This is a genomic window from Methylobacterium sp. NEAU K, from assembly GCF_030700285.1.
Lineage (GTDB): Bacteria > Pseudomonadota > Alphaproteobacteria > Rhizobiales > Beijerinckiaceae > Methylobacterium.
This window is the reverse complement of sequence record NZ_JAUYZJ010000002.1, coordinates 189863-212737: the sequence shown is the minus strand read 5'-3', so window position 1 is coordinate 212737 and position 22875 is coordinate 189863. Positions and strand designations below refer to the sequence as shown.

19 protein-coding genes and 1 tRNA gene are annotated in these 22875 nt (G+C 71.0%); 14 read left to right on the top strand and 6 right to left on the bottom strand.

Translation table 11 applies throughout. The annotated features are described in order from the left end of the window. Positions 1-82 precede the first annotated feature (82 nt). Positions 83-382 (top strand): hypothetical protein, encoded by a 300-nt coding sequence (locus Q8W67_RS02645; RefSeq protein WP_305540286.1) that lies wholly within the window; start codon positions 83-85, stop codon positions 380-382. Between the two features lie 88 nt (positions 383-470). Here the strand turns inward: Q8W67_RS02645 and selB are convergent, their stop codons facing one another. Beyond that, the gene (selB, locus tag Q8W67_RS02640) at positions 471-2390 is read right to left on the bottom strand and encodes a selenocysteine-specific translation elongation factor (RefSeq protein ID WP_370693800.1); all 1920 of its coding nucleotides are present in this window, start codon (positions 2388-2390) and stop codon (positions 471-473) included. Between the two features lie 372 nt (positions 2391-2762). On the opposite strand from selB, the gene Q8W67_RS02635 reads away from it, so the two are divergent. The 10 genes from Q8W67_RS02635 to Q8W67_RS02590 all read left to right on the top strand — a co-directional run bounded on the left by Q8W67_RS02635 (position 2763) and on the right by Q8W67_RS02590 (position 13151). Beyond that, the gene (locus Q8W67_RS02635; protein WP_305540279.1) at positions 2763-4280 is read left to right on the top strand and encodes a CYTH and CHAD domain-containing protein; all 1518 of its coding nucleotides are present in this window, start codon (positions 2763-2765) and stop codon (positions 4278-4280) included. Between the two features lie 379 nt (positions 4281-4659). Next, positions 4660-5121, top strand: a complete 462-nt coding sequence (locus Q8W67_RS02630) for a tellurite resistance TerB family protein (protein WP_305540276.1) — start codon at positions 4660-4662, stop codon at positions 5119-5121. A gap of 106 nt (positions 5122-5227) precedes the next feature. Further along, positions 5228-6508, top strand: coding sequence for a Zn-dependent hydrolase (locus Q8W67_RS02625; protein WP_370693799.1), 1281 nt, complete (start codon positions 5228-5230; stop codon positions 6506-6508). After that, positions 6505-7737 (top strand): allantoate amidohydrolase, encoded by a 1233-nt coding sequence (locus tag Q8W67_RS02620; protein ID WP_305540273.1) that lies wholly within the window; start codon positions 6505-6507, stop codon positions 7735-7737. Before Q8W67_RS02625 ends, Q8W67_RS02620 begins: the two co-directional genes overlap by 4 nt. 57 nt (positions 7738-7794) lie before the next feature. Continuing rightward, complete coding sequence (locus Q8W67_RS02615) at positions 7795-9078, top strand: beta-ketoacyl-ACP synthase (RefSeq protein WP_305540270.1); 1284 nt, start codon at positions 7795-7797, stop codon at positions 9076-9078. 8 nt (positions 9079-9086) lie between these two features. Beyond that, positions 9087-9842, top strand: coding sequence for an SDR family NAD(P)-dependent oxidoreductase (locus tag Q8W67_RS02610; RefSeq protein ID WP_305540584.1), 756 nt, complete (start codon positions 9087-9089; stop codon positions 9840-9842). Between the two features lie 108 nt (positions 9843-9950). Next, positions 9951-10241: an SH3 domain-containing protein gene (locus Q8W67_RS02605; protein ID WP_305540267.1), complete on the top strand. Its 291-nt coding sequence runs from the start codon at positions 9951-9953 to the stop codon at positions 10239-10241. 8 nt (positions 10242-10249) lie between these two features. Next, positions 10250-11272, top strand: a complete 1023-nt coding sequence (locus Q8W67_RS02600) for a zinc-binding dehydrogenase (protein ID WP_305540265.1) — start codon at positions 10250-10252, stop codon at positions 11270-11272. A gap of 87 nt (positions 11273-11359) precedes the next feature. Then, complete coding sequence (locus tag Q8W67_RS02595; protein ID WP_305540262.1) at positions 11360-12376, top strand: lipid A biosynthesis lauroyl acyltransferase; 1017 nt, start codon at positions 11360-11362, stop codon at positions 12374-12376. 7 nt (positions 12377-12383) lie between these two features. Continuing rightward, on the top strand, positions 12384-13151 hold the full coding sequence (locus tag Q8W67_RS02590; protein WP_305540247.1) for a thioredoxin family protein: 768 nt from the start codon (positions 12384-12386) through the stop codon (positions 13149-13151). 24 nt (positions 13152-13175) lie between these two features. On the opposite strand, the gene Q8W67_RS02585 is transcribed toward Q8W67_RS02590, so the two are convergent. The 4 genes from Q8W67_RS02585 to Q8W67_RS02570 form a co-directional block, all read right to left on the bottom strand. Further along, positions 13176-13385 (bottom strand): hypothetical protein, encoded by a 210-nt coding sequence (locus Q8W67_RS02585; RefSeq protein ID WP_305540244.1) that lies wholly within the window; start codon positions 13383-13385, stop codon positions 13176-13178. A gap of 290 nt (positions 13386-13675) precedes the next feature. Continuing rightward, positions 13676-13750 (bottom strand) — tRNA-Gly (locus Q8W67_RS02580). 107 nt (positions 13751-13857) lie between these two features. Further along, a complete protein-coding gene (locus tag Q8W67_RS02575; RefSeq protein ID WP_305540241.1) occupies positions 13858-14325 on the bottom strand; it encodes an NUDIX domain-containing protein in 468 nt (155 codons plus the stop codon). Positions 14326-14341: 16 nt separating this feature from the next. Beyond that, positions 14342-15037, bottom strand: a complete 696-nt coding sequence (locus Q8W67_RS02570) for a fumarylacetoacetate hydrolase family protein (RefSeq protein ID WP_305540237.1) — start codon at positions 15035-15037, stop codon at positions 14342-14344. A 137-nt stretch (positions 15038-15174) separates the two neighbouring features. Here Q8W67_RS02570 and Q8W67_RS02565 point away from each other — a divergent pair, with 137 nt between their 5' ends. From Q8W67_RS02565 to Q8W67_RS02555, 3 genes are all read left to right on the top strand, one after another. After that, on the top strand, positions 15175-16626 hold the full coding sequence (locus Q8W67_RS02565) for an FAD-binding oxidoreductase (RefSeq protein ID WP_305540235.1): 1452 nt from the start codon (positions 15175-15177) through the stop codon (positions 16624-16626). 254 nt (positions 16627-16880) lie between these two features. Further along, positions 16881-17174 (top strand): DUF2218 domain-containing protein, encoded by a 294-nt coding sequence (locus Q8W67_RS02560; protein ID WP_305540232.1) that lies wholly within the window; start codon positions 16881-16883, stop codon positions 17172-17174. 217 nt (positions 17175-17391) lie between these two features. After that, a complete protein-coding gene (locus Q8W67_RS02555; protein ID WP_305540229.1) occupies positions 17392-18984 on the top strand; it encodes an ABC transporter substrate-binding protein in 1593 nt (530 codons plus the stop codon). A gap of 39 nt (positions 18985-19023) precedes the next feature. Here Q8W67_RS02555 and putA read toward each other — a convergent pair whose 3' ends face one another. Continuing rightward, positions 19024-22710, bottom strand: a complete 3687-nt coding sequence (gene putA / locus Q8W67_RS02550; protein WP_305540226.1) for a trifunctional transcriptional regulator/proline dehydrogenase/L-glutamate gamma-semialdehyde dehydrogenase — start codon at positions 22708-22710, stop codon at positions 19024-19026. Positions 22711-22875 lie beyond the last annotated feature (165 nt).

Below are 22875 nucleotides of genomic sequence, written 5' to 3'. Positions count from 1 at the left end.
ACATCCGTGGCGAACGGACGCAGGTGGCGCTGCCGATGCGCCTGTGTTGTCCGTGTGTCCGCACTCTACGGAGGCGCCTTCGATGATCGTCCGGATCGCCGCTGCCCTCGCGGTGGTCGCATGTCCCGCCGCGGCGCAGACGCGGCCGTCCAGCACCACGATGACCTGCCGGGAAGCGATTCGGCTGATCCAGGCTCGCGGCGCCGTCGTCCTCGGGACCGGCGGCCAGACCTACGACCGCTTCGTGCGGGATCGCTCGTTCTGCGAGGTTACTGAGATCGCCAGGCGCGCCTTCCGACAGACTCGTGACAATCCAGCCTGCCTGATCGGCTATACCTGCTACGAGCCTGGACCCGGCGACCGGCTCGGCGAGGATTTCTAGGGCGTCGCCCAGGAGATCGGGCGCTCGGCGATGTGCTCGCCGAGTAGGCACGGCGACGTGCGCGACCAACAGGCACGGCGACGGGGGCTCAGGCCACCACCCGGGGCGCCTCCAGCGCCACGATGACCCGGCGGTCGCCGGCCCGGCGGGTGAAACCGACGGCGTCGAGATGCTCGAGGAGCGGGATCGAGAACTTTCGCGAGATTCCCAGGGTCGCGCCGGCCTCCCGGGCCAGGAAGCCGGTCTCCGGCGTCGCGGCGTTCGGGAACGCTTCCGAGAGCCGGGTCCGGGCGCTCGCCACCGCCTCCCGATGGAACAGAACCGCCCGGCGCTGCACCCGGTCGACGGCGCGGATCACCGTGCCGGCGCCGACCAGATAGGTCAGCGCCTCCCGCCGGCGCAGGTCGCGGCCGACCGCCTCCGTCTCGTCGGGCGGGTTCAAGCCGGCGCGGCGGAACATCTGCTCCAGCCGTCGGGCGGCCTCGCTCTCGTTGCGGGCCGGGTCGAAATCGGCGTGGCGCCAGAGGGTTCCGACCTGGACCGCGGCACCGGTCGCCGCAAGATCGCGCAGCACCGCGACGGTCACGGTTTCCGGGAGCGCCAGCATGCGGGCGACGCGCTCGATGGCGACGCCGTGCTCCATCGGATTGTCGCGGTGATGCTGGGATAGCGCCGCCAGTGTCCCGGTGCGGAGCGCCGCGAAGGCCGGCGCCCCGATGAAGCGGTCGCCGATCTCATGGGCGCCCGAGGCACTCAGCATCTGCCGGACCCGCGCCGTCCCGGTCCCGGAGAGCCGGGCCAGTTCCGGCAGGGCGGCTCCGGCCGCGCCTGCCTGTGCGAGGCGGATCGCGACGGCTTCGACGGCCTGCCCCGTCGCGAGCGCGGCCAGGTCGGCGAGGACGCGGTCGTCATGGCGCCGCCGCCGCCGGCTCCCCGGATCGATCACATGGCCGCCCGCCACCGTCGAGGCGGGCGAGTCGAGACGCAGGACGAACGGTTCGCGTGCCGGCACCGTCACCGGCTCCGCGAGGTGAAGCTGTGCCTGCGCGCTCGCACCCGGCTCCAGCGCGTCGCGATCAAGCAGCCGCAGCCGGGCCCCGACCTCGGTGGTGCCGAACAGGAGGCGACAGGCGGTGCCGCCGGCCAGCGCGGCGTCCGCGCTCGCCGCGGCCGTGATCGCGACGTCGAGCCAGTCGGACGGGGCAAGCAGGCCGGGGACCGACAGGGCCTGCCCGCGGGCGACCTCGTCGAGGCCGATGCCGCGCAATGCCACGGCGGTCCGCCGTCCGGGCTCGGCCCGCTCGACCGGGCGGCCGTGGATCTGGAGACCGCGTACCACGGCGCTGCGTCCCCCGGGGACGATCTCAAGGGTGTCGCCGACCGCGAGCGGCCCCCGTCGCAGGGTGCCGGTCACCACCGTGCCGAAGCCAGCCCGGGAGAAGACACGGTCCACCGGCAGGTACGGGAAGCCGTCGTCGGTCACCGGCTCCGCGTCCGTCAGCAGCGCGGCGAGAGCGTCTCCAAGATCGTGGATCCCTGCCCCCGTCAGCGTGGACGTGGCGATCACCGGTCCCGCGGCGATCCCGGCCCTGGACGCGGCAGCGGCGATCTCGGACGAACGCGCCGCGATCCCGTCGGGCGAGGCCAGATCGGATTTGGTCAGGGCCAGGACACCCCGGCGCACGCCGATGAGACGGGCGATCTCCAGATGCTCGACGGTCTGCGGCTTGATGCCCTCGTTGGCATCGACCGCCAGCAGCACGGCGCGCATGCCGGTGGCGCCGGAGACCATGGCGCGGACGAAGCGCTCGTGGCCGGGCAGGTCGACGAGATCGATCTCGCCGCGTTCCGAGGAGAGGAGGGCGAAGCCCGGGACGATGGAGACGCCGCGGGCCTGCTCCTCCTTGAGCCTGTCCGTCTCGACCCCCGTGAGCGCACGCACCAGCGCTGTCTTGCCGTGATCGACGTGCCCGATCACGCCGACGAGTATTGTCTTCAACCCAGTCACCGACCCGAATACCTCTATTGTGACGCCGTCCACGCTGGGCGCACCGCTCTGGAAGCAAGGGACACCATCTCGCTGGCTCCGCGTCGAGCCGTGAGCCGCCGGACGGTCGGGGCCGGGGCGCAGGAGGCAGGTGAATTGTGGACAATCGATTTTGCCACGGCATCCCGATTTGGGAAAGCGCATTTTTAACGCGGTGCAACATGCGCGCCGCCCGCCCGTTCGTCATCCCGCGATAGGCGCTCTCGGCGGGCGGTTCGCCGACGAATCGGCAGATGGCGTGTGTCGGCCGTGCTAGACCCTCGCAGCGGGGCTCCGGTGCGATCCGGCGGCCCACTCGCTGAGTCGGCGCCTGGACGTTTCGAAGAGGAGATCATGAGCGAGACCGAAAGCCGCGCCCCGGCAGCCCCCCGCGAAGTCGAGCTGAAGCTCGACTGCGCAGCATCCGACCTCTCGGCCCTGGCAGCGCATCCGCGGCTCCAGGGCGCCGGGGACTCCGCGCCGACGCCCCTCGTCACGACCTATTACGACACGCCGGATCGCGACCTGCGCGCGGCCGGGCTGACCCTGCGGGTCCGGGCGAAGGGCGGTCGCCACATCCAGACCGTGAAGGCGGGGAATGGCGGCGTCGGCCTGTTTGACCGGGCCGAGTGGGAGGCCGAGATCGCCGGCGAGACGCCCGACCCCGGTGCCTGGGCCGGCACGGCGGCCGAGGAGGTCTTGCGCAAGGCGGACGCATCCCTGGAGCCGCTCTTCTCCACCGTGATCATGCGCCGGGTTGTCCCGGTCGAGCAGGGGGCCTCGCGGATCCTCGTCACCCTCGACGAGGGGCGTGTCGAGAGCCGGGCCGGCGCCGCGCCGCTGGGCGAGCTGGAGCTGGAGATCGAGAGCGGTGAGGCCGCTGACCTGTTCGCCCTCGCGCAGACGCTCGCCGAGAGCGTGCCGCTGCGCCTGAGCGTGAACGCCAAGAGCGACCGCGGATTCGCTCTCGTGGATGGAATCGGCCCGGCCGTGGTCAAGGCGGAGCCTGTGGAACTGCCCGAGGGGGCGAGCGTGCGCGAGGTCTTCCGCCGCGTGGCGCGCGCCTGCCTGCGCCACATGCGGCTCAATGAGACCGCCTTCCTGGACGGCGGCCGGTCTCCCGAGGCCCTGCACCAGATCCGCGTGTCCCTGCGGCGGCTGCGCTCGGCGCTGTCGCTGTTCTCCCCCATGCTGGCGGGTGACCCGCGGGCGGTGAGCTTCGGTGACGAGATCAAGCGCGTCACCGAGCCGTTCGGGCATGCCCGCAACCTCGACGTGTTCCTGGGCCACACCCTTCCGGGCCTTGCCAAGGAGCGCCCGGATGAGCCGGGCCTCGACGACCTCCGGATCCGGGCCGAGGCCGAGCGCGAGCGTGCCTACGATGGGGTGCTGGCGATCCTGGAGAGCCCGCAATGGCGCGGCCTGATCATCGACTTCGCCGGCTGGATCGAGGCGGGCGCCTGGGCCGCCCAGCCCGCGGCCACCGAGGACGGCCGCGACTTCGCCGCCCGGGTTCTGGAGCGGGCCCGGCTCCGTTTGAAGAAGCGCGGGCGCGGCTTGAAGCGGCTGGATCCGCAGACCCGCCATCGGGCGCGGATTGCCGCGAAGAAGTTGCGCTACGGTGCGGAATTCTTCGCACAATTGTTTCCGAAGACGAAGGCCCGCCGGCGCCAGGACAAGTTCGGCGCCGCGCTCTCGGACCTGCAGGATCATCTCGGCGCCCTGAACGACCGGGAGACGGCCCGTTCGATGACCGAGAGCCTGGACGGCCCGGGAATGCCCGGTTCTGACGACGCGGGTGCCCGGGATCAGCTCGATGCGGCCGCGGCGGCAAGAGCCGAGCTTCTCGACGTGAAGCCGTTCTGGCGCTGAATCTCTCGGAACGCTCACACCCGGGACGGCAGCCGGTTCTGCAAGAGCGATCGCGTCGGCCGCGCGCAGGGAACCCACCGTCGGAACGGTGGACGCGGCTGGGGCCACCCGCGCACCGTCCCGACGGCGTAACGATGGATCCGGAACCGCGCGAGGGGGGGAACGCGGCGCCGGGACCCGTCGACCGCGCTCGCGGCGCGGTTGGACCAACGGATCCCACGCGCATGTTGCCGAAGGATGTCTGGATCCGGATGTTGTATGCCAAGCTGTCATTCATACGGATCCCGCGGCGCGTTGAACGGCGGCACCCAGACGCCTTCCTTCCGCCCCGCGCTCTGCTATCCCTCTCCCTCCGCAACGGACATCTCGAACATCCGGCATGAGCCTTCTGCGCGACATCTTCGGCCGTGTCGGTCGCACCGTGACGGCCTATGCGGGTGACAAGGCCCTGATGCTGGCCGCCGTCTCGGCCTCGGCCAACGTCATCGTGGCCGACGGGGAGGTGGCGGGCGAGGAGTTCGACGCTGCGCTCCACGGACTGCGCGCCGATCCGGTCCTGGTGAAAGGCTACGACGCGCTGATGCTGGAGACCGAGTTGTACGAGGGCATTGCCCGGGCCCGCACCCGTCTCGGTCGCGCCGAGAACCTGCGCCACGTCTCCGCAATCGTCGAGCGGCCCCTGAGCCAGCGCGAGAACGTCTTCCTGATCGCCGCGGATGTGGCCGATCAGGACGGCATCAGCGGAATCGAGGCGAATGCGCTCGGCGAGATCGCGGCGGCGTTACGGGTCGACGGCGTGGGGCTGTTGCGCGCCAATCCGGTGCTGCGGCCGCCCGTCTGACGCGGCCGGATGGCATCGGCCTTGCGCTGCGCCGGCGCAGAGCCCGCAAGCGTCGCCACAACATAATGCACTTGCCGCGCGGTATCGCGCCGTGAAAGGAGCCGCCATGGCCGAGACGAATCTGAGCAAGACCCACAACCTGCGCGCAGATGGCTCGCGCCTCTGGGCGACGATCCTGGAGACGGCCGCGTTCGGCGGCACGCCGGCCGGCGGCATCAACCGCCTGACCCTATCGGCCGATGACGGCCGCGTCCGCGACTGGTTCCGGGACGCCTGCGAGGCGGCGGGGCTGACGGTCTCGGTCGATGCGCTGGGCACCCAGTACGCCGTGCGGCCGGGGCGCGACATGAGCCGGCCGCCCGTCGCATTCGGTTCCCATCTCGACACCCAGCCCACCGGCGGCAAGTTCGACGGAGTGCTCGGGGTCCTGGCCGGTCTCGAGGTGATGCGCAGCCTGAACGACGCCGGCATCGAGACCGAGGCGCCCCTGATGGTGGTCAACTGGACCAACGAGGAGGGCTCGCGCTTCGCCCCCGCCATGATGGCCTCGGCGGCCTATGCTGGCGAATTCACCACGGACGAGATCCTGGGCAAGCGCGACGCGGCCGGCACCACCGTGGCCGAAGCTCTGGAGGCGATCGGCTATCGCGGCGGCGAGGCCGTGGGTACGCGGGAGATCGGCGCCTTCGTCGAGCTGCACATCGAGCAGGGACCGATCCTGGAGGCCGAGGGCAAGACCATCGGCGTGGTCGAGGGCGGCCAGGGCATCATGTGGTTCGACGGGCTGATCACGGGCTTCGAGAGCCATGCCGGCACGACGCCGATGCCGCGCCGCCGGGATGCACTGCTGGCCCTGTCGGAGCTCGCGTTGGCCGGCGAGCGGATCGCCCTGTCGCATGCGCCCTCTGCGGTGGCCACGATCGGCGAGTCCACGATCCTGGCGCCCTCTCGCAACGTCGTGCCCGGCCGCGTCGCCTTCACTCTGGACGTGCGCGATCCCCGCTCGACGGCCCTCGACGCGATGGAGGCCAGCCTGCGCGAGGCTGCGGCCGAGATCGCCGAGCGGCGGCGGCTGGAGATCGCTCTGACCCGGATCTGGCGCAAGGAGCCGGTGCCGTTCGATCCCGCCATCGTGGCGGCTGTCGATGAGGCGGCGGAGAGCCTCGGTCATTCCCGGCGCCGCATCATCTCCGGGGCGGGCCACGACGCCTGCAACCTCGCCGCGAAGGTGCCCACCGCGATGATCTTCGTGCCGTGCAAGGACGGCGTCAGCCACAACGAATCTGAATCCGCCACGCAGGGCGACTGCGCGGCCGGGGCAGACGTCCTGCTTCAGACGGTCCTTCGCCTCGCCAACGCGCCCCGCGGCGACCGGCCTGTGGGATGATCTTCGCCCCGCGCATCCAGGAGCGCCTCGACGCGCTGGCGGCGATCACGGCCGAGCCCGCTGCCATCACCCGCCTGTACCTGACACCCGAGCAGGCGCGTGCCGAGGCGCTGGTGGCCGGCTGGATGCGCGAGGCCGGGATGGCGGTGCGCCAGGACGCCGTCGGCAACCTCATCGGCCGGATCGAGGGGCCGGTTGAGGGCGGACCGGCCCTCGTCATCGGCTCGCATCTCGACACCGTGCGCAACGCCGGCCGGTACGATGGGCCGCTCGGCGTGATCACGGGAATCGCCTGCGTGGAGGCGCTCGCCCGCAACGGGATACGGCTGCCGCACGCCCTGGAGGTGGTGGCCTTCGCCGACGAGGAGGGCGTGCGTTTCGCTGCCACGCTCACCGGCAGCCGCGCCTTCGCGGGCCATCTGGACCCGGTGGCACTCCGCACCACGGATGCCGACGGGATCACGCTGGCCGCGGCGATGCGGGACTACGGACTTGATCCCACGGCGATTGCGTCCGCGGCGCGTCGGCCCGACGACATCCTGGGCTACCTGGAACTGCACATCGAGCAGGGGCCGATGCTCGAGCGGGCAGGGCTGCCGGTCGGCGTGGTGACGGCGATCTCCGGGGCCAGTCGCCTCGAATTCACCGTGACGGGGGAAGCCGGCCATGCCGGCACGGTCGCCATGTCCGAGCGGCGCGATGCCCTCGGGGGCGCAGCCGAGTGCGTGCTCGCCGTGGAGGCGCGCTGCCGCGATGCGGAGCACCTCGTTGGCACCGTCGGCCGGATCCACGCGCATCCGGGGGCGGTGAACACGATCCCGGGCCTGGTGCGCTTCTCGATCGATCTGCGCGCGCCCGACGACGCGCAGCGTCTTTCAGCGCTCGCCGACATCGACACGGCCTGCAAGCGTATCGCCGTGCGCCGCCGTCTCGGCCTCGGCATCAGCCTCCTGCACGAGGCCGAGGCGGTCCCGTGCGATCCCGGGCTGACGGCGCTGATCAGCAACGCGATCGCCGCAGAAGGTTATCCCGTGCACAGCTTGCCGAGCGGCGCCGGCCATGACGGCATGGCGGTGGCGGCGATCGCCCCGATCGCCATGGTCTTCGTGCGTTGCCGGGGTGGCGTCAGCCACAACCCGGCGGAATTCGCGAGCCTGCATGACATCGAGGCCGGTGCCCAGGTTCTGTTCGGGGCGGTCAAGGCGTTTGGGATGCGGCGCCGGAGCTGAGCCGTGCTTCCGCAGACCGGGTGTGCGAAGCCGGAAAATACCGATATGGACGGTTCCATGAGCGCGCGATCCCACCGCGACGCCAGGGGCCGGCCGCTGATCGCGGTGACGGGCATCGGCGTCGTCTCCTCCCTCGGACGGGGCCAGACCGACACCTGGGAGGCCCTGGTCGAGGGCCGGTCCGGCATCCATGCGATCGCCCGGTTCCCGACCGACGGGCTGCGGACGCGCATCGCCGGCACGGTCGATTTCCTCGACACCGAGCCGCTGGTCGCGCCGCTCCTGTCCGAACGCTTCGCCGCGGTGGCCGCCGAGGAGGCCGTGGCGCAGGCCGGGATCGGCACGAAGGGCGACTTCCCGGGCGCGCTGTTCATTGCGGTTCCCCCGGTCGAGATGGAGTGGCCGCAACGGCAGGCGCTCGCCGAAGCCGCCGGCGGAGACGGGGCGGTCGACTATGCCGGATTGCTCAGGGCCGTGGCCACGCGGCGATTCGACGACTGGCACGACCTGTTCATCTTCGGCACCGTGGCGGAGCGCATCGCCGACCAGTTCGGCACGAAGGGGTCGCCGATCTCCCTCTCCACCGCCTGCTCCTCTGGCGCCACCGCGATCCAGCTCGGCGTCGAGGCGATCCGGCGCGGCGAGACCGCGGCCGCGCTCTGCATCGGCACCGACGGTTCGGTGAACCCGGAATCTCTGATCCGCTTCTCGCTGCTCTCGGCGCTCTCCACCCGAAACGACGCGCCGGAGGCGGCTTCGAAGCCGTTCTCGAAGGACCGGGACGGCTTCGTGATGGGCGAGGGCGCGGCCGCCCTGGTGCTCGAAGATGCCGGAGCGGCGGCGGCGCGGGGCGCCGAGATCCTCGGCTACGTGCTCGGCTGCGGCGAGAAGGGCGACGGCTTCCACCGCACCCGTTCCAGTCCCGACGGGGCGCCGATCATCGCGGCGATCCGGGCCAGCCTGGAGGATGCCGGGCTCGGGCCCGAGGGGATCGACACGGTCAACGCCCACGGCACTTCGACTCCGGAGAACGACAAGATGGAGGCGCTCGGCCTCGCCGCGGTGTTCGGCGACAGCGCGCCTTCTCTGCCGGTGACCTCCAACAAGTCGATGATCGGTCACACGTTGACCGCGGCCGGTGCCATCGAGGCCGCGGTGTCGCTGCTGACCATCCGCTACGGCCGCATCCCGCCGACCATCAACCACCGTGTGCCGGATCCGGCGATCGGCATCGACGTGGTCGAGACGGCCCGCGACCTGCCGGTGCGCACGGTGCTGTCGAATTCCTTCGGTTTCGGCGGCCAGAACACCTGCCTGGTCTTGGGGGCGGAGCCGGCGTGAGCGCAGAGATGAACGCGCGCCGTGTCCTCGTCACCGGGGGCGCCTCGGGGGTCGGAGCAGCGATCGTGCGCGCCCTGGCCGGCGCCGGCCACGCCGTCGACTTCACCTATCGCGCGTCGGGCGACGCCGCGGAGGCGCTGATCGCTGAATTGCGCGCGGCGTATCCGGATCGGGCATTTGCCGGGCATGCCCTCGACCTCGCCGACAAGGCCGCCCTCGAGGGGTTCTGCGAGGTCGCCGAGGGCACGGGCTACTACGGCCTCGTCCACAATGCCGGGCAGCCCTGCGACGCGCTGGCGGCGATGTTCGACCAGGACCGCGCCGAGGCGGCCATGCAGGTCAACTTCTTCGCGCTGACCCGCCTCGCCAAGGCGCTGGTCCGCGAGATGATCCGGGCGCGCACGGGCCGGATCGTCGCCATCGGCTCCGTGGCCGCCCTGCGGGGCAATGCCGGCAACGCCGCCTACGCGGCTACCAAGGGCGCGCTGGTCGCCTATTGCCGCACCCTTGCCGTCGAGTCGGCCAAGCGCGGGGTCACCGTCAACGTGATCGCGCCAGGCTTCGTCGACACCGCCATGATGGAGCGCTACGCCGCCCACCGTGCCGGGATGGAGCGGCAGATCCCCGCCGGCCGGTTCGCGCAGCCGGAGGACGTCGCTGCGCTCGCCGCCTTCCTGATGGGCGAGGGCGCCGCCTACATCACCGGCGCGGTGCTGCCCGTCGATGGCGGCCTGACCGCGATGATGGGCGTCCACCGCGCTTGACCGGCACGGATACCGTCGTTCTGGAGATACCCGTCTCTCCGCCGTCGGCGTGACGGTTTCGGAAAACCGAATTCCCCTTTTCCGCATCATGCTCTAGCGACCTTGACGATGCGTGCCCGCCTCGCCCTCACCGCCGCACTCTGCCTCGCGCGCCCGCTGGTCCCAGGTGACGCCCGGGCCGAGCCCGAGACCTACCGAATCTCGGGGCTGCCGGCCGGTGAGGCCCTGAGCATCCGCGCCGAGCCGGATCCGGGGGCTGAGCAGGTCGGCGAGATCCGGGACCGCACCCTGGTCTTCGGGTGTACCAACGACACGCCGAGCCGGACCACGTGGTGCCGGGTCAAGGCCGGCCGGGCCTTGGGCTGGGCACGGCGGCGCTACCTGGCGCCGGAACGATGAGAGACAGGATGAAAGCCCTCCAACTGTTCGGCGACCGCGATCTGCGCCTCACCGAGGTCGAGGCCCCCGAAGCCCCCGGGCCGGGCGAGGTGCGGATCCGCATCCGCGCGGTCGGCCTGAACTTCATCGACGTCTGGGGGTTTCGCGGCATGGCGTTCGCCAAGCGGACAATGCCGCTGATCGTCGGCGCCGAGGCCGCGGGCGTCGTCGAGTCGGCGGGAGAGGGCGTCGCTGGCCTTGCGCCGGGCGACCGGGTCGTCCCCTACGGCGCGATGACCTGCGGGCAATGCCGGGCCTGCCGCGAGGGCCGCGACAACCTCTGCGAGGAGGTGGCGGGCGTGATGGGCTTCCACATCGACGGGTTCGCCCGCGAGCTGGTGACCGTGCCGGCCCGCTTGGTCGTGAAGGTGCCGGACGGGGTCAGCGACACCGACGCGGCCTGTGCCGGCATCGCCTTCGGCACGGTCCAGCACATGCTGTTCGACAATGCGCGCCTCGAGTCCGGTGAGAGCATCCTCGTCCACGCAGGCGGCTCAGGGATCGGCACCGCGGCGATCCGCATGGCCAAGGCGATCGGCTGCACCGTCTACACCACGGTCGGCGACGACGAGAAGGGCCGGAAGGCGGCGGAGCTCGGCGCCGACCACGTCGTCAATTACCGAACCGAGCGGTTCGAGGGCGAGGTCCGGCGGTTGACCAGGCGCAAGGGCGTCGACGTGGTTTTCGAGCATGTCGGCGCCGACACTTGGAACGGCTCGCTCCTTTGCCTCAAGCGCGGCGGCCGCTTGGTGACCTGCGGCTCGACCTCGGGCGTCTCGGCCACCATGAACCTGATGCAGCTGTTCCAGCAGCAATACCGTATCACCGGCTCGTTTGGCTGTTCGCTGGCGAATATCGGCCAGGCCCTCGACAAGATGGCGCAGGGTATCCGGCCGGTGGTGGACACAGTCTACCCGCTCGCCGACTTCGCACAGGGCCTGGAGCGGCTGGAATCGCGCCGGGTGTTCGGCAAGCTCCTCGTCAGCCTCTGAAACATTTCGCGCCGTGCAGGAAATGGCTTAAGCGTCGCCTTATACGCGAGCTGCCGGGCCTGCCCGCACCGTGCCCGGGAATCGAACGTGCTGCGTCTCGCGCTTATCCTCAGACGGTCGTTCCCGCGGCTCGCGGGGTTCGCCATGATCCCGCTGATCCGCGCCCTGGTCTGGCTCGCCCGCGCGCTCGGGCCGGAACGCTCGACGGCGCTGGGCGCCGCAATCCTGCGCGGGGTCGGCCCCCTGCTACCGGCGCATCGCACGGCGCTTGCGAACCTTCGCGCAGCCTTCCCTGACATGCCCGATGCGGAGCGCAGGCGGATCGCCCTGGAGGCCTGGGACAATCTCGGGCGGACGGGGGTCGAGTACGCCCACCTCGATAGGCTGTTCGACTACGATCCCGCGGCCCCGGGTCCGATGCGCACCGAGGTCGCCGGCATCGAGCATTTCTTTGCCCTGCGCGACGATGACAAGCCGGGGCTGATCTTCTCCGCACATCTGGCGAACTGGGAACTGCCCGCGATCTGCGCGGCGCGGTTCGGCCTGGACGCGACCGCCGTGTTCCGGCCGCCCAACAACCCGGCGGCCGCCCGGCTGGTGCAGGAGGTCCGCCGCCGATCCATGGGCGGGCTGGCGGCCTCGATCCCCGGGGCCGTCTTCGCCATGCGCGACGTGGTCGAGCACGGCGGTCATCTCGGTCAGCTGATCGACCAGCACTTCACCCGCGGCGTCGTGGTGGACTTCCTTGGCCGGCCCTGCCTCGCCAATCCGCTCTTGGCGAAGCTCGCCCGGCACTACGATTGCCCTGTGCACGGCGTCCGCGTCGTGCGCCTGCCCGAGGGCCGTTTCCGGCTGGAGCTGACCCCGGCCCTCGACCTGCCCCGGAATGCCGATGGGGTGATCGACGTGGCCGGGGCCATGCAGGCGATGACCGCGGTGGTCGAGGGCTGGGTGCGGGAGAACCCGGGCCAATGGCTGTGGATGCACCGCCGCTGGCGCCCGGACATGTTGCCGAAGCCGAAAGTCGTGCGGACGGCTCCGCAACCTATGGTAGAAGACTCTCAAGCCAACGTGATTTCACACGCGGCGTCCCAGACGCTCTGATGGTCCGATGACGCTTCGGCCTCGTACCCGGACCGGCGACCGCCGCGCGCTGTACGCTGCCCTGATGCTCTACGCCGTTTCGGCCGCAGCCCGGGTGCAGGCCGAGCCTATTCGCGCTGTGGTCGAGTTGTTCACCAGTCAGGGTTGCGGTGCTTGCCGGTCCGCCGATCCGGTCATCCGCGACCTGGCCCGCCAGCCCGGCATGGTCGCGCTGACGCTGCCGGTGACCTACTGGGATTACCTGGGCTGGAAGGACACCCTGGCGTTGCGGCCGCTGAACGAGCGCCAGCGCGCCTACGCGCGGGGCCGTGGTGCCCGCCAGATCTTCACCCCCCAGGTGGTGGTCGATGGCGGTGGCGTCGCGGTCGGCTCCGATCGCGCGGCCCTCGAACGGCTGCTGCGCGAGGCGTCGCAGCGCGGCGGGTTGCCGATTCCGGTCCGCGGCGAGATGCATGGCGACCGGATCCTCGTCGAGGCCGGCGCCGCCCCGGAGGCCAAGCCCGAGTTTCGCGGTGACGTCTGGCTGGTCCCGGTGCTGCGCAGCCGCGCCATCGCGATCCAGAGCGGCGAGAACGGCGGCCGGACGGCGACCTACATCAACGTGGTGCGCGGGATGGTGCGCCTCGGCCCCTGGACCGGCCAGCCGACGCACTTCGACGTGCCCTGCACCCTCGCCGAGATCGCCGATGCCGACAGCTGGGTGGTCCTGCTCCAGGGCGCCTCGGAGGGCCGGCCCGGCCGCATCCTCGGGGCCGCCAAGGGACCGGGATTGTAGCGAAGCGCGCAATCTTCCGAACCCCTAGCGCAGGCCGATCGGGCCGATCCGGTGCCGGCGTGGCCGCTCGTGGCGCGCGTTCGACTCCTGCGCCAGTTCGGCGAACGTCGCGTCCAGGCGGTCGGACAGGCGGCCGACGCGAGCTATAGTCGCGTCGATGAGCCTGCTCACAAGGGCGACCGTGCCGATGACGGCGGCAATGATGACCTGACCGGTCCGGGGGAAGATCCGCATGTGTCGCTTCTCGCAGTCGAGGCGGCGCCGAAAACGCCCGTTGCGACGGGAGGTAGCGCGGCGCTGCCCCGGCCCAATGCGGCCGAAAGCGGCGTCTGCGGGAGCGCATGCGGCGGAACTTCTTGGCGGCTTGCTACCGACGCCGCGCCGCTTCGCGCGCGATGATACGCCGAGCTAGTCAACCGGAAATAGTATGCTTTGAGCAGCGCTATCACGGCGGCCTGCAAAGGCCACAAACAACAAAGGCTGCGCGGAGGCAGCCTGTTGTTCAGTATTTTGGTTGGGAAAACTGGAGCGGGCGAAGGGATTCGAACCCTCGACCCCAACCTTGGCAAGGTTGTGCTCTACCCCTGAGCTACACCCGCTCACTAGTGCCGCGCCGCCCGGACTTTCGTTCCGGCGGCCCCGGCGGCGCTCTCTAAACACCATTCCGCCGGGCGACGCAAGCGTCTCTTTTGCCCGCCATGTCGATTCACCAATTCGGGTCGGCGGGGAGGCCGAGCCGGATCTCGCGCAGGCGGGCGCGGGTCGCCCGCGTGGTGCCGTCCGGCGGCGCATCGGCCGGGAAGAACCCGCAGGCGGCGATCTCGCGGTCCGGCACCTTGGGCCGCAGCACCGCGAAGGTCGGCAGCACGAAGAGCGCCACGTGGTCGCGCGGCGCCGTCCCGGCGTTCCGATAGAGGCCGAGAAGGCGCGGCGTCTCTTCCGGGACGATCTCGGCCTCCTCGCGGAACTCACGCACCATCGCGTCGAGGGCGGTCTCGCCGCGTTCGACGCCCCCGCCCGGCAGGTGCCATCCACTGACATAGGTATGACGCACAAGCGCCACGCGACCCTGGCCGTCGATGGCGACGCCGCGCACGCCGAGCGTCATACCCCGGGACGCGAGCGCCCCGAGATGGAACAGGCGCCGCAGCAGCGGCCGGTCGAGGAGCGTCAAGAGCGCGGTTCGCGGGTCAGACGACGTCGAGGGCGATCTCGCCGAGCCCGGCGATCGCCGCGACCATGCGCTCGCCGCGCTTCACCGGCCCGACGCCCGAGGGCGTCCCGGTGAAGATCAGGTCGCCGGGATGGAGGACGAACAAGCCCGACAGGTAGGCGATCTGCTCGGCCACCGACCAGATCATGTCGGCGAGGTCGCCAGTCTGGCGGATCTCGCCGTTCACCGACAGGGTGATCGGCCCGCGCGCGGGATGACCCACCAGCGACACCGGGCGCAGGGCGCCGATCGGGCCGGAATTGTCGGCCGCCTTGGCGGTATCCCAGGGCCGCGACATCCGCTTGGCCTCGTCCTGGAGGTCACGTCGGGTCATGTCGAGGCCGATCGCGTAGCCGTAGACGTGATCGAGGGCGGCGTCGACCGGGATGTCGCGGCCGCCCTCGGAGAGGGCCGCCACCATCTCGACCTCAAAATGGTAGTTCTGGGTCCTGGGCGGATACGGATGCGCCACCGGCTCGGATCCCACGATCTGCAAAGCATCGGCGGGCTTCATGAAGAAGAACGGCGGCTCACGATCCGGATCGGCGCCCATCTCGCGGGCATGGGCGGCGTAGTTGCGCCCGACGCAATAGACGCGGCGCACGGGGAAGAAGTCGCTGCTGCCGACGATCGGGAGCGCGACGCGGGGCGGGTTCTGGATGACGGAGAGCATCGCTGCCTCTGCGGTGGAGCGTCTTGAGGTCCGGGCGTGGGGCGGCCCCGGGTGTACGGGGCCGTTGTAAGGCCTGCGCAGGCCCGTGCCATCCCGGCGCTTGCAACCACCGCGTCCGCGCCTACAGAATTTCACCGATGACGCCGCCAGTCCCCGCCCACGACGCCCTGCTCGCCGCCCTGCGCGAGAGTCTCGGCGCGCGCCACGTCGTGACGGATCCCGTGGACGTCGCCCCCTACCTGATCGAGAGCCGCCGGTTGTTCACCGGCTCAGCCCTGGCGGTGCTGCGGCCGGGCACCACCGACGAGGTCGCGTTCGCGGTCCGGGCCTGCGCACAGGCCGGCGTCTCGGTGGTCCCGCTCGGCGGCAATACGGGGCTCACCGGCGCCGGGGTGCCGCTCGGCGGTGTCGTCCTCTCCCTGGAGCGGATGAACCGCGTGCGCGCGGTCGATCCGGTCGCCGCCACCATCACGGTGGAGGCCGGGATGATCCTGTCGGCGGTGCAGGACGCCGCCGAGCAGGCCGACCTGTTCTTCCCGCTGTCCTACGCTTCCCGTGGCTCGGCGCGGATCGGGGGCGGCATCGCCACGAATGCGGGTGGCATCGCCGTGCTGGCTTACGGCAATGCCCGGGACCTCGTCCTCGGGCTGGAGGTGGTGCTCCCCGACGGGCGGGTGTGGAACGGGTTGAAGGCCCTGCGGAAGGACAATGCGGGCTACGACCTCAAGCAGCTCTTCATCGGCTCGGAGGGCACGCTCGGCATCGTCACCGCGGCGGTGCTGAAGCTGTTCCCGAGAGCCCGCTCCACGAGCGTCGCCTTCGTCGGGCTGGATTCCGCGCGCACCGCCCTCGACCTGTTCGTGTCGCTGCGGGCGCGGATGGACCGGGACCTCACCGCCTTCGAGTACCTGCCTCCCTTCGCGCTGGAGATCGTGTTGCGGCACGATCCGGGTGCGGTCCGCCCGCTGGCGGACGCACACGGCGCCTACGCGCTGATCGAGGCCGCCTCCGCCAGGCCGGACGCCGACATGCGCGCCGAACTGGGATCCGCCCTCGGCGAGGCGCTGGAGGCCGGGTTGATCGCCGACGCCACGATCGGCGCCAGCGGGTTGCAGAACGACGCGCTCTGGCGCCTGCGCGAGGGCGTGCCTGAGGCTCAGACCCGCGAGGGCGCCTCGATCAAGCACGACGTATCGGTGCCACTCTCGCGCCTGCCCGAGTTCCTGGAGCAGGCGAGCGCGGCCTGCATGGACGCGATGCCCGGCCTGCGCCCATGCGGCTTCGGGCATTTCGGCGACGGCAACATCCACTTCAACCTGACACAGCCGGTCGGCATGGCCCGCGAGGCTTTCCTGGCGGAATGGGGCCGGTTCAATCGCGTCGTTCACGACATCGTGCACGCGCACGGCGGCTCGATCGCGGCGGAGCACGGCGTCGGTCTGATCAAGCGCGACGAGCTGGAACGCTATGCCGATCCGGTTGGGCTCGACCTCATGCGGCGGATCAAGGCGGCGCTCGACCCCGAGAACCTGCTCAATCCCGGGAAGGTCGTCCTCCTCCGGGACCGGGAGCCAACGTGCCGGCCGTAATTTTTGTGCGGCGCGCCATAATTCGGCACGCCGGCGGGTGCACGACGGTGCCGCGACGGCGCGTTCCACTGCCGTGGCTCGAAGCATTAAGCACCTGCTAAGGCTTCGGACCCACCTTGAACGAAGACGGCGAGGACGCGTCGGTCAGCGTCAGGCATGGCATTTGCTGTGAGGCCTTACTATCTCGCAGTTGCGAGAGCGAGCGACGGCCAGCCCACCGACAGCCCGCACCAACCTCTCTGGAGACAGACGGAATGCCCACCTCTCAGGCCCGCGTGCAGACCACCGAGGCAAGCCGCTACCTGCAGCAGCTGTGCCGGCACTGGAGCCACAAGTTCCAGGTCGAGGCGACCCCCGAGCACGGCACCGTGCCGTTCGGCGAGGACCGCGTCTGCACCTTCGATGCCGAGCCCGACGCGCTGGTGATGCGCATCGACAGCGCCGACCCGGTCAATCTCACGCGGCTTGAGAACGTGGTGGCCGACCACCTCGCCCGCTTCGCCTTCCGCGAGAGCCTCGGCGACATCCGCTGGTCGCGCGCCGCCTGAACGTCTCGGCTCTCACCGGCATATCGGTGCGGGTCCTGAAGGAGGGCTCCGCATCGCGACAAGCCACGCCGCTCGACCCGCCCGGTCCCGGATCAGGCGGGTTTTTCGTATCCCGGACGGTGCCGTAATCGGCGATCCGGCCCGCCCGCTGGCCTACCCTTTGCACACCGGCCACGCCGCGGTTTCTGCAACCCACGACCACCACCGGGACGGATCGATGAAGCGACGCACCCTGCTGGGCGGCGCCGGCGCCCTGATCGCCGGGGCTGTCGCCCGCCCCGCGCTGGTCCGGGCGGCATCGGCGACCACCCTGCGCTTCGTGCCCTACGCCGACCTCGCCCTGCTCGATCCGATCATCACCACGAACTACGTCACGCGCACGCATGCGCTGATGGTGTTCGACACGCTCTACAGCCTGGACGCCTCCTACCGCGCCCAGCCGCAGATGGTGGCGGGCCACACGGTATCGGAGGACGGCCTCACCTGGCGCCTCACCTTGCGCGAAGGCCTGCGCTTCCACGACGGCACGCCGGTGCTCGCCCGCGACGTGGTAGCCAGCCTGAAACGCTGGTCAGTGCGCGATTCCTACGGCGGTGCCCTGTTCGCCGCCGTGGACGAGCTGTCCGCCCCCTCCGATGCCGTGGTGCAGTTCCGCCTGAAGCGGCCGTTCCCGCTCCTGCCGGACGCCCTCGCGAAGCCGACCTCCTATCTTCCCGCGATCATGCCGGAGCGCTTGAGCGCCACGCCGGCCACGCAGGCGGTGACAGAGGTGATCGGCAGCGGCCCCTATCGCTACGTCGCAGCCGAGCGCGTGCCCGGCTCGCTCAACGTCTACCGCCGGTTCGAGGATTACCGGCCGCGTTCGGACGGCAGCCCGAGCTTCACCGCCGGGCCGCGGATCGCCCATTTCGACCGGGTGGAGTGGCGGACGATACCCGACGGCGCCACCGCCGCGGGTGCCCTGCGCTCGGGCGAGGTCGATTGGTGGGAGCAGCCTCTCGTCGACCTCGTGCCCGACCTGATGCGCAAGCGGGACGTGCGCGTCGAACTGCTGGAGACCGCCGGCCTGATCGGCCAGATCCGCCTCAATCACACGCTGCCGCCCTTCGACAATCCGGCGATCAGCCACGCCCTGCTGTCGGCGGTCGACCAGACCGAAATGATGGACGCGGTGGCCGGCAGCGACCCCGCGATCCGGCGCGGCCCCGTTGGCGTCTTCACCCCCGGCGGCCCGATGGCGTCGCAGGCCGGCATGGAAGTCCTCACCGGCCCGCGCGATCTCGCGGCGGCCAGGCGGGCGCTGGAGTCGGCCGGATACAACGGCGAGCGGGTCGTGCTGCTCTCAGGGACCGACGTGCCGCGGATCAACGCGATCTGCGAGGTCATGGCCGACCTCTGCCGCAAGCTCGGGATGAATCTCGACGTCGTGGCCACCGATTGGGGCACGGTGAACCAGCGGATCCTGAACTCGAAGCCCCTGGACCAGGGCGGATGGTCGATGTTCGGCATCTTCTCCGGCGGTCTCGACCAGCTGTCGCCGGCCTACCACTTGGTGATCCGAGGCAACGGCCGCGCCGGCGTCCCGAGTTGGCTCACGGACGCGCCGCTGGAACAACTGCGCGACCAGTGGTTCGCAGCGCCGGACCTCGCCAGCCAGAAGGCGCTCGCGGAGAGGATCCAGGCCCGCGCCCTGGCGGTCGGCGCCTACGTCCCGTGCGGCCAGTATTTCCAGCCGACCGCCTATCGGCGCGACCTCGCGGGCATGCTCACCGGCCTGCCGCTGTTCTGGAACCTGCGCCGGTCGGCCTGACGCGGCGGCGGCCCATGTCCGGCTCCGACCCCTGCCGGCTCAGCCGATCGCCATCAGGCTGGCATTGCCGCCGGCCGCAGCGGTGTTGATCGAGGTCGAGCGCTCCTCGACCAGACCGGTGAGGGCATAGTCGTCACCGCCCGCGAGCGCTTCGGGGGTGCGGCCCTGGACCGGCAGGATCCGCCCGAGACGCGCGGCGACCGCTCGGTTCACCGTGCGTAAGCCGGCCAGGTCGCCCTCGAACAGGATCGCCCGTACGTCGCCCGCGTCCTCGAGGCGCGGAGCCGGCTCGATCCGCCCCGCCAGCCCGGCCGGGAGGTCGCGCAGCACGTCGACGATCCGGTCCGGGGCGATCGCGACGGCACGGTTGCCGGTAGCCAGGATCGAGCCGAGCTGGATCAGCAGCCCGTGCTCCGTCCGGGCGATGGCCGCGATGCGACCGCGCGGATGGAGGGCGTAAAGATTGCGCTCGCCCACCGGCCCGGCCAGCTCCATCTCGGCACCGGCGGGACAGCGCATGGCCGAGACGCGATCCGCGAGCCCCGGCTGCCCGCGGGACCGGAGCCAATCGGCATAGCGGCAGACCGGGCTGCTGTCGCCGCCGGGAAACCCGGCGAGGGCGGCGGCCGGCGGCCGCTTCACCAGCCGTCCGAGATAGAGCGGGCCGCCGGCCTTGGGTCCGGTGCCCGACAGGCCGGATCCGCCGAAGGGCTGCACGCCTACCACCGCGCCGATGACGTTGCGGTTGACGTAGCGGTTGCCGGCTCCGACACGTCCAAGCACCCGCTCCACGGTCTCGTCGATGCGGGTATGCAGGCCGAAGGTCAGGCCGTAGCCAGTGGCGTCGATCTCCGTCAGGAGACGGTCCAGATCCTCCCGGCCGTAGCGCAGCACATGCAGCACCGGCCCGAAGATCTCGCTCTCGACATCAGACACGCTGTCGATCTCGATCAGGGTCGGGGGCACGAAGGTCCCGAGGGCAGCCCCCCGCGGCAGCGGGACCTGCTCGACCGAAAAGCCCCGGCTCCGCATCGCCGCCACGTGATCCCCGATGCGGTCGGCGGCCTCGCGGGTGATCACCGGGCCGACATCGGCCGCCAGCCGGCGCGGATCGCCCACATCCAGCTCGCGCATGGCGCATTTCAGCATCCGCAGGGTGCGTTCTGCGATCTCCGCCTGCAGACACAGGATGCGCAAGGCCGAACAGCGCTGGCCGGCCGAATCGAAGGCCGAGGCGATCACGTCCGCGACCACCTGCTCGGCCAGCGCGGAGGAATCGACGACCATCGCGTTCTGGCCCCCAGTCTCGGCGATGAGCGGGACAGGCTCGCCGTCGCGGCTCAGGCGCTCGGCGAGGCGGCGCTGGATCGTCTTGGCGACGGCGGTCGAGCCGGTGAACATCACCCCCTGCACCCGCGGATCCTCGACCAGTGCCGCGCCGACTTCGCCAGCCCCGGGCAGGAATTGAAGCGCATCCTCCGGGACCCCGGCGCCGTGCAGCGCCCGGACGGCCTCGGCGGCGATGAGTGGCGTCTCTTCGGCGGGCTTTGCCAGGACCGCGTTGCCGGCAGCCAGGGCGGCCGCGACCTGCCCCATGAAGATCGCCAGCGGGAAGTTCCAGGGCGCGATGCACACGACGGGCCCGAGCGGCGAGGTTCCCTCCAGCGTGCGTTCGGCCTCGACCGCGTAGTAACGCAAGAAATCCACGGCCTCGCGCAGCTCGGCCACCGCATTGCCGAAGGACTTGCCCGCCTCGCGCACGACCAGCCCGATCAGCACGGGCATCCGCGCCTCCAGTGCGTCGGCGGCACGGCGCAGGCAGGCTGCGCGCGCGGCCGGCTCCTTCGCCCCCCAGGCGCCGGCCGCAGCCTCCGCCCGGGCGAGCGCACGTTCGATCTCGTCGGGCGATGCGGCCCGGCACCGGCCGACCACGTCGCGATGATCGGCCGGGTTGCAAACCGACGCGTCCGCCGAATCCGGGTCCGCGCCGGACGGCAGGGCAATCCATGGCGTCCGGCCACCCTCGGCGAGCGCATCGACCAGGCGTTCGAGTGCCGCCTCGTCGGCGAGGTCCAAACCGGCCGCGTTGGCGCGGGGCGGCCCGTAGAGATCGCGGGGCAGCGCGATCCCCGGGTGCGGCGCGCCCGGGACCGGCATCGCCTCGACGGCGGCGACGGGATCGGCGATCAGCACCTCGACCGGCACGGTCGCGTCGCCGACCCGGTTCACGAACGAGGTGTTGGCCCCGTTCTCCAACAACCGGCGGACGAGATAGGCCAGCAGGGTCTCGTGGGTGCCGACCGGCGCGTAGATGCGGCAGGGCCGGCCGAGCCTGCCGGCGCCCACCACCGCCTCGTAGAGCGGCTCGCCCATGCCGTGCAGGCACTGGAACTCGTACTGGCCGAGACGGAAGTCGGGCCCCGCCATCTCGATGATGCTCGCCAGCGTCTGCGCGTTGTGGGTGGCGAATTGCGGGAAGACCGCGTCGGGCGCGGAGAGGAGCTTCCGGGCGCAGGCGAGGTACGACACGTCGGTGTAGACCTTGCGGGTATAGACCGGGAAGCCGTCGAGCCCGTCCGCCTGCGCCCGCTTGATCTCGCTGTCCCAATAGGCCCCCTTCACGAGGCGGACCATCAGCCGGCGGCGGCTGCGCCGGGCGAGGTCGACGAGCACGTCGATCACGTACGGGCAGCGCTTTCCATAGGCCTGGACGACGAAGCCGAGGCCGTCCCAGCCGGTAAGCTCCGGGTCCACCGCCAGAGTTTCGAGTATGTCGAGCGACAGGTCGAGCCGGTCGGCCTCTTCGGCGTCGATGTTGAGGCCGATATCGCAATGCTTCGCCAGCCGGGCGAGGCCCAGGACCCGCGGCACCAGCTCCGCCATGACGCGCCCGCGCTTGGACCGGACGTAGCGCGGATGGAGCGCCGAGAGCTTGATCGAGATGCCCGGACCGGCCAGCACGCCCCGCCCGGCCGAGGCCGCGCCGATGGCCTGGATCGCCTCTTCGTAGGACCGGAGATACCGGTCCGCATCCTCGGCGGTGACGGCGGCCTCACCGAGCATGTCGTACGAGTAGGTGAACCCCTTCGCTTCCATGGGCGTGGCGTTTCGGATAGCCTCCGCGATCGTTCGCCCGGTGACGAATTGCTCGCCCATCATCCGCATGGCGAGGTCGACCGCCTTGCGGATCAACGGCTCGCCCCCGCGGCCGATCAGGCGGGTGAGCGCCGCGGCGAGGCCGGCCTCGCTCCGGGTCGCCACGAGCCTGCCGGTGACCACCAGGCCCCAGGTCGCGGCGTTGACGAAGGGCGACGGGCTGTGGCCGAGATGTGCGGCCCAGTCCCCGCCGGCGATCTTGTCCCGGATCAGCGCGTCCCGGGTCGCGGCATCCGGGATGCGCAGGAGCGCCTCCGCGAGGCACATCAGCGCCACGCCCTCCTGGCTCGACAGGGAATATTCGTGGATCAACCCCTCGACGCCGCCTCGGCGGCTCTGGCGACGCAAGGTCTCGACAAGGCTTCGGGCGGTGCCGGCGACGCGCCGGGCGGCCTCGGGTGCCAAGCGGCCGAGGTCGAGGAGGGGCACGATGCAGTCCGGCTCGGGCCGTCGACAGGCGGCGACCACGGCCGCTCGAAGCGGCGACAGGTCCGGCAGCTCGGACGCGAACGCGCCGAACGGAGGGCTCTGCGCGGCGGCCGCAGGATCGGGAATTCCGGATCCGGACATGGTTCGCCCCTCGCGACGGGGTGATGCGGCGGATCACACGCCTCCGCCGCCCCAAGCTACGCCGTCTGCCGACGCTGTTGAAGGGCCTATCATCGCGCTCAATCGGCTGAAGATGCGCGTCCGGTCAAAATAATATCGATCGATTTTCTATCGATCAAGACTTGC

What these genes read in the sequence shown, in the direction of transcription:
- Q8W67_RS02590 (WP_305540247.1), top strand. Translation starts at nt 12,384, where the DNA reads ATGACGCTTCGGCCTCGTACCCGGACCGGCGACCGCCGCGCGCTGTAC.
- Q8W67_RS02635 (WP_305540279.1), top strand. Translation starts at nt 2,763, where the DNA reads ATGAGCGAGACCGAAAGCCGCGCCCCGGCAGCCCCCCGCGAAGTCGAG.
- Q8W67_RS02645 (WP_305540286.1), top strand. Translation starts at nt 83, where the DNA reads ATGATCGTCCGGATCGCCGCTGCCCTCGCGGTGGTCGCATGTCCCGCC.
- Q8W67_RS02620 (WP_305540273.1), top strand. Translation starts at nt 6,505, where the DNA reads ATGATCTTCGCCCCGCGCATCCAGGAGCGCCTCGACGCGCTGGCGGCG.
- Q8W67_RS02625 (WP_370693799.1), top strand. Translation starts at nt 5,228, where the DNA reads ATGGCCGAGACGAATCTGAGCAAGACCCACAACCTGCGCGCAGATGGC.
- Q8W67_RS02610 (WP_305540584.1), top strand. Translation starts at nt 9,087, where the DNA reads ATGAACGCGCGCCGTGTCCTCGTCACCGGGGGCGCCTCGGGGGTCGGA.
- Q8W67_RS02605 (WP_305540267.1), top strand. Translation starts at nt 9,951, where the DNA reads ATGCGTGCCCGCCTCGCCCTCACCGCCGCACTCTGCCTCGCGCGCCCG.
- Q8W67_RS02555 (WP_305540229.1), top strand. Translation starts at nt 17,392, where the DNA reads ATGAAGCGACGCACCCTGCTGGGCGGCGCCGGCGCCCTGATCGCCGGG.
- Q8W67_RS02565 (WP_305540235.1), top strand. Translation starts at nt 15,175, where the DNA reads ATGACGCCGCCAGTCCCCGCCCACGACGCCCTGCTCGCCGCCCTGCGC.
- Q8W67_RS02630 (WP_305540276.1), top strand. Translation starts at nt 4,660, where the DNA reads ATGAGCCTTCTGCGCGACATCTTCGGCCGTGTCGGTCGCACCGTGACG.
- Q8W67_RS02585 (WP_305540244.1), bottom strand. Translation starts at nt 13,385, where the DNA reads ATGCGGATCTTCCCCCGGACCGGTCAGGTCATCATTGCCGCCGTCATC.
- Q8W67_RS02615 (WP_305540270.1), top strand. Translation starts at nt 7,795, where the DNA reads ATGAGCGCGCGATCCCACCGCGACGCCAGGGGCCGGCCGCTGATCGCG.
- Q8W67_RS02560 (WP_305540232.1), top strand. Translation starts at nt 16,881, where the DNA reads ATGCCCACCTCTCAGGCCCGCGTGCAGACCACCGAGGCAAGCCGCTAC.
- putA (WP_305540226.1), bottom strand. Translation starts at nt 22,710, where the DNA reads ATGTCCGGATCCGGAATTCCCGATCCTGCGGCCGCCGCGCAGAGCCCT.
- Q8W67_RS02570 (WP_305540237.1), bottom strand. Translation starts at nt 15,037, where the DNA reads ATGCTCTCCGTCATCCAGAACCCGCCCCGCGTCGCGCTCCCGATCGTC.
- Q8W67_RS02600 (WP_305540265.1), top strand. Translation starts at nt 10,250, where the DNA reads ATGAAAGCCCTCCAACTGTTCGGCGACCGCGATCTGCGCCTCACCGAG.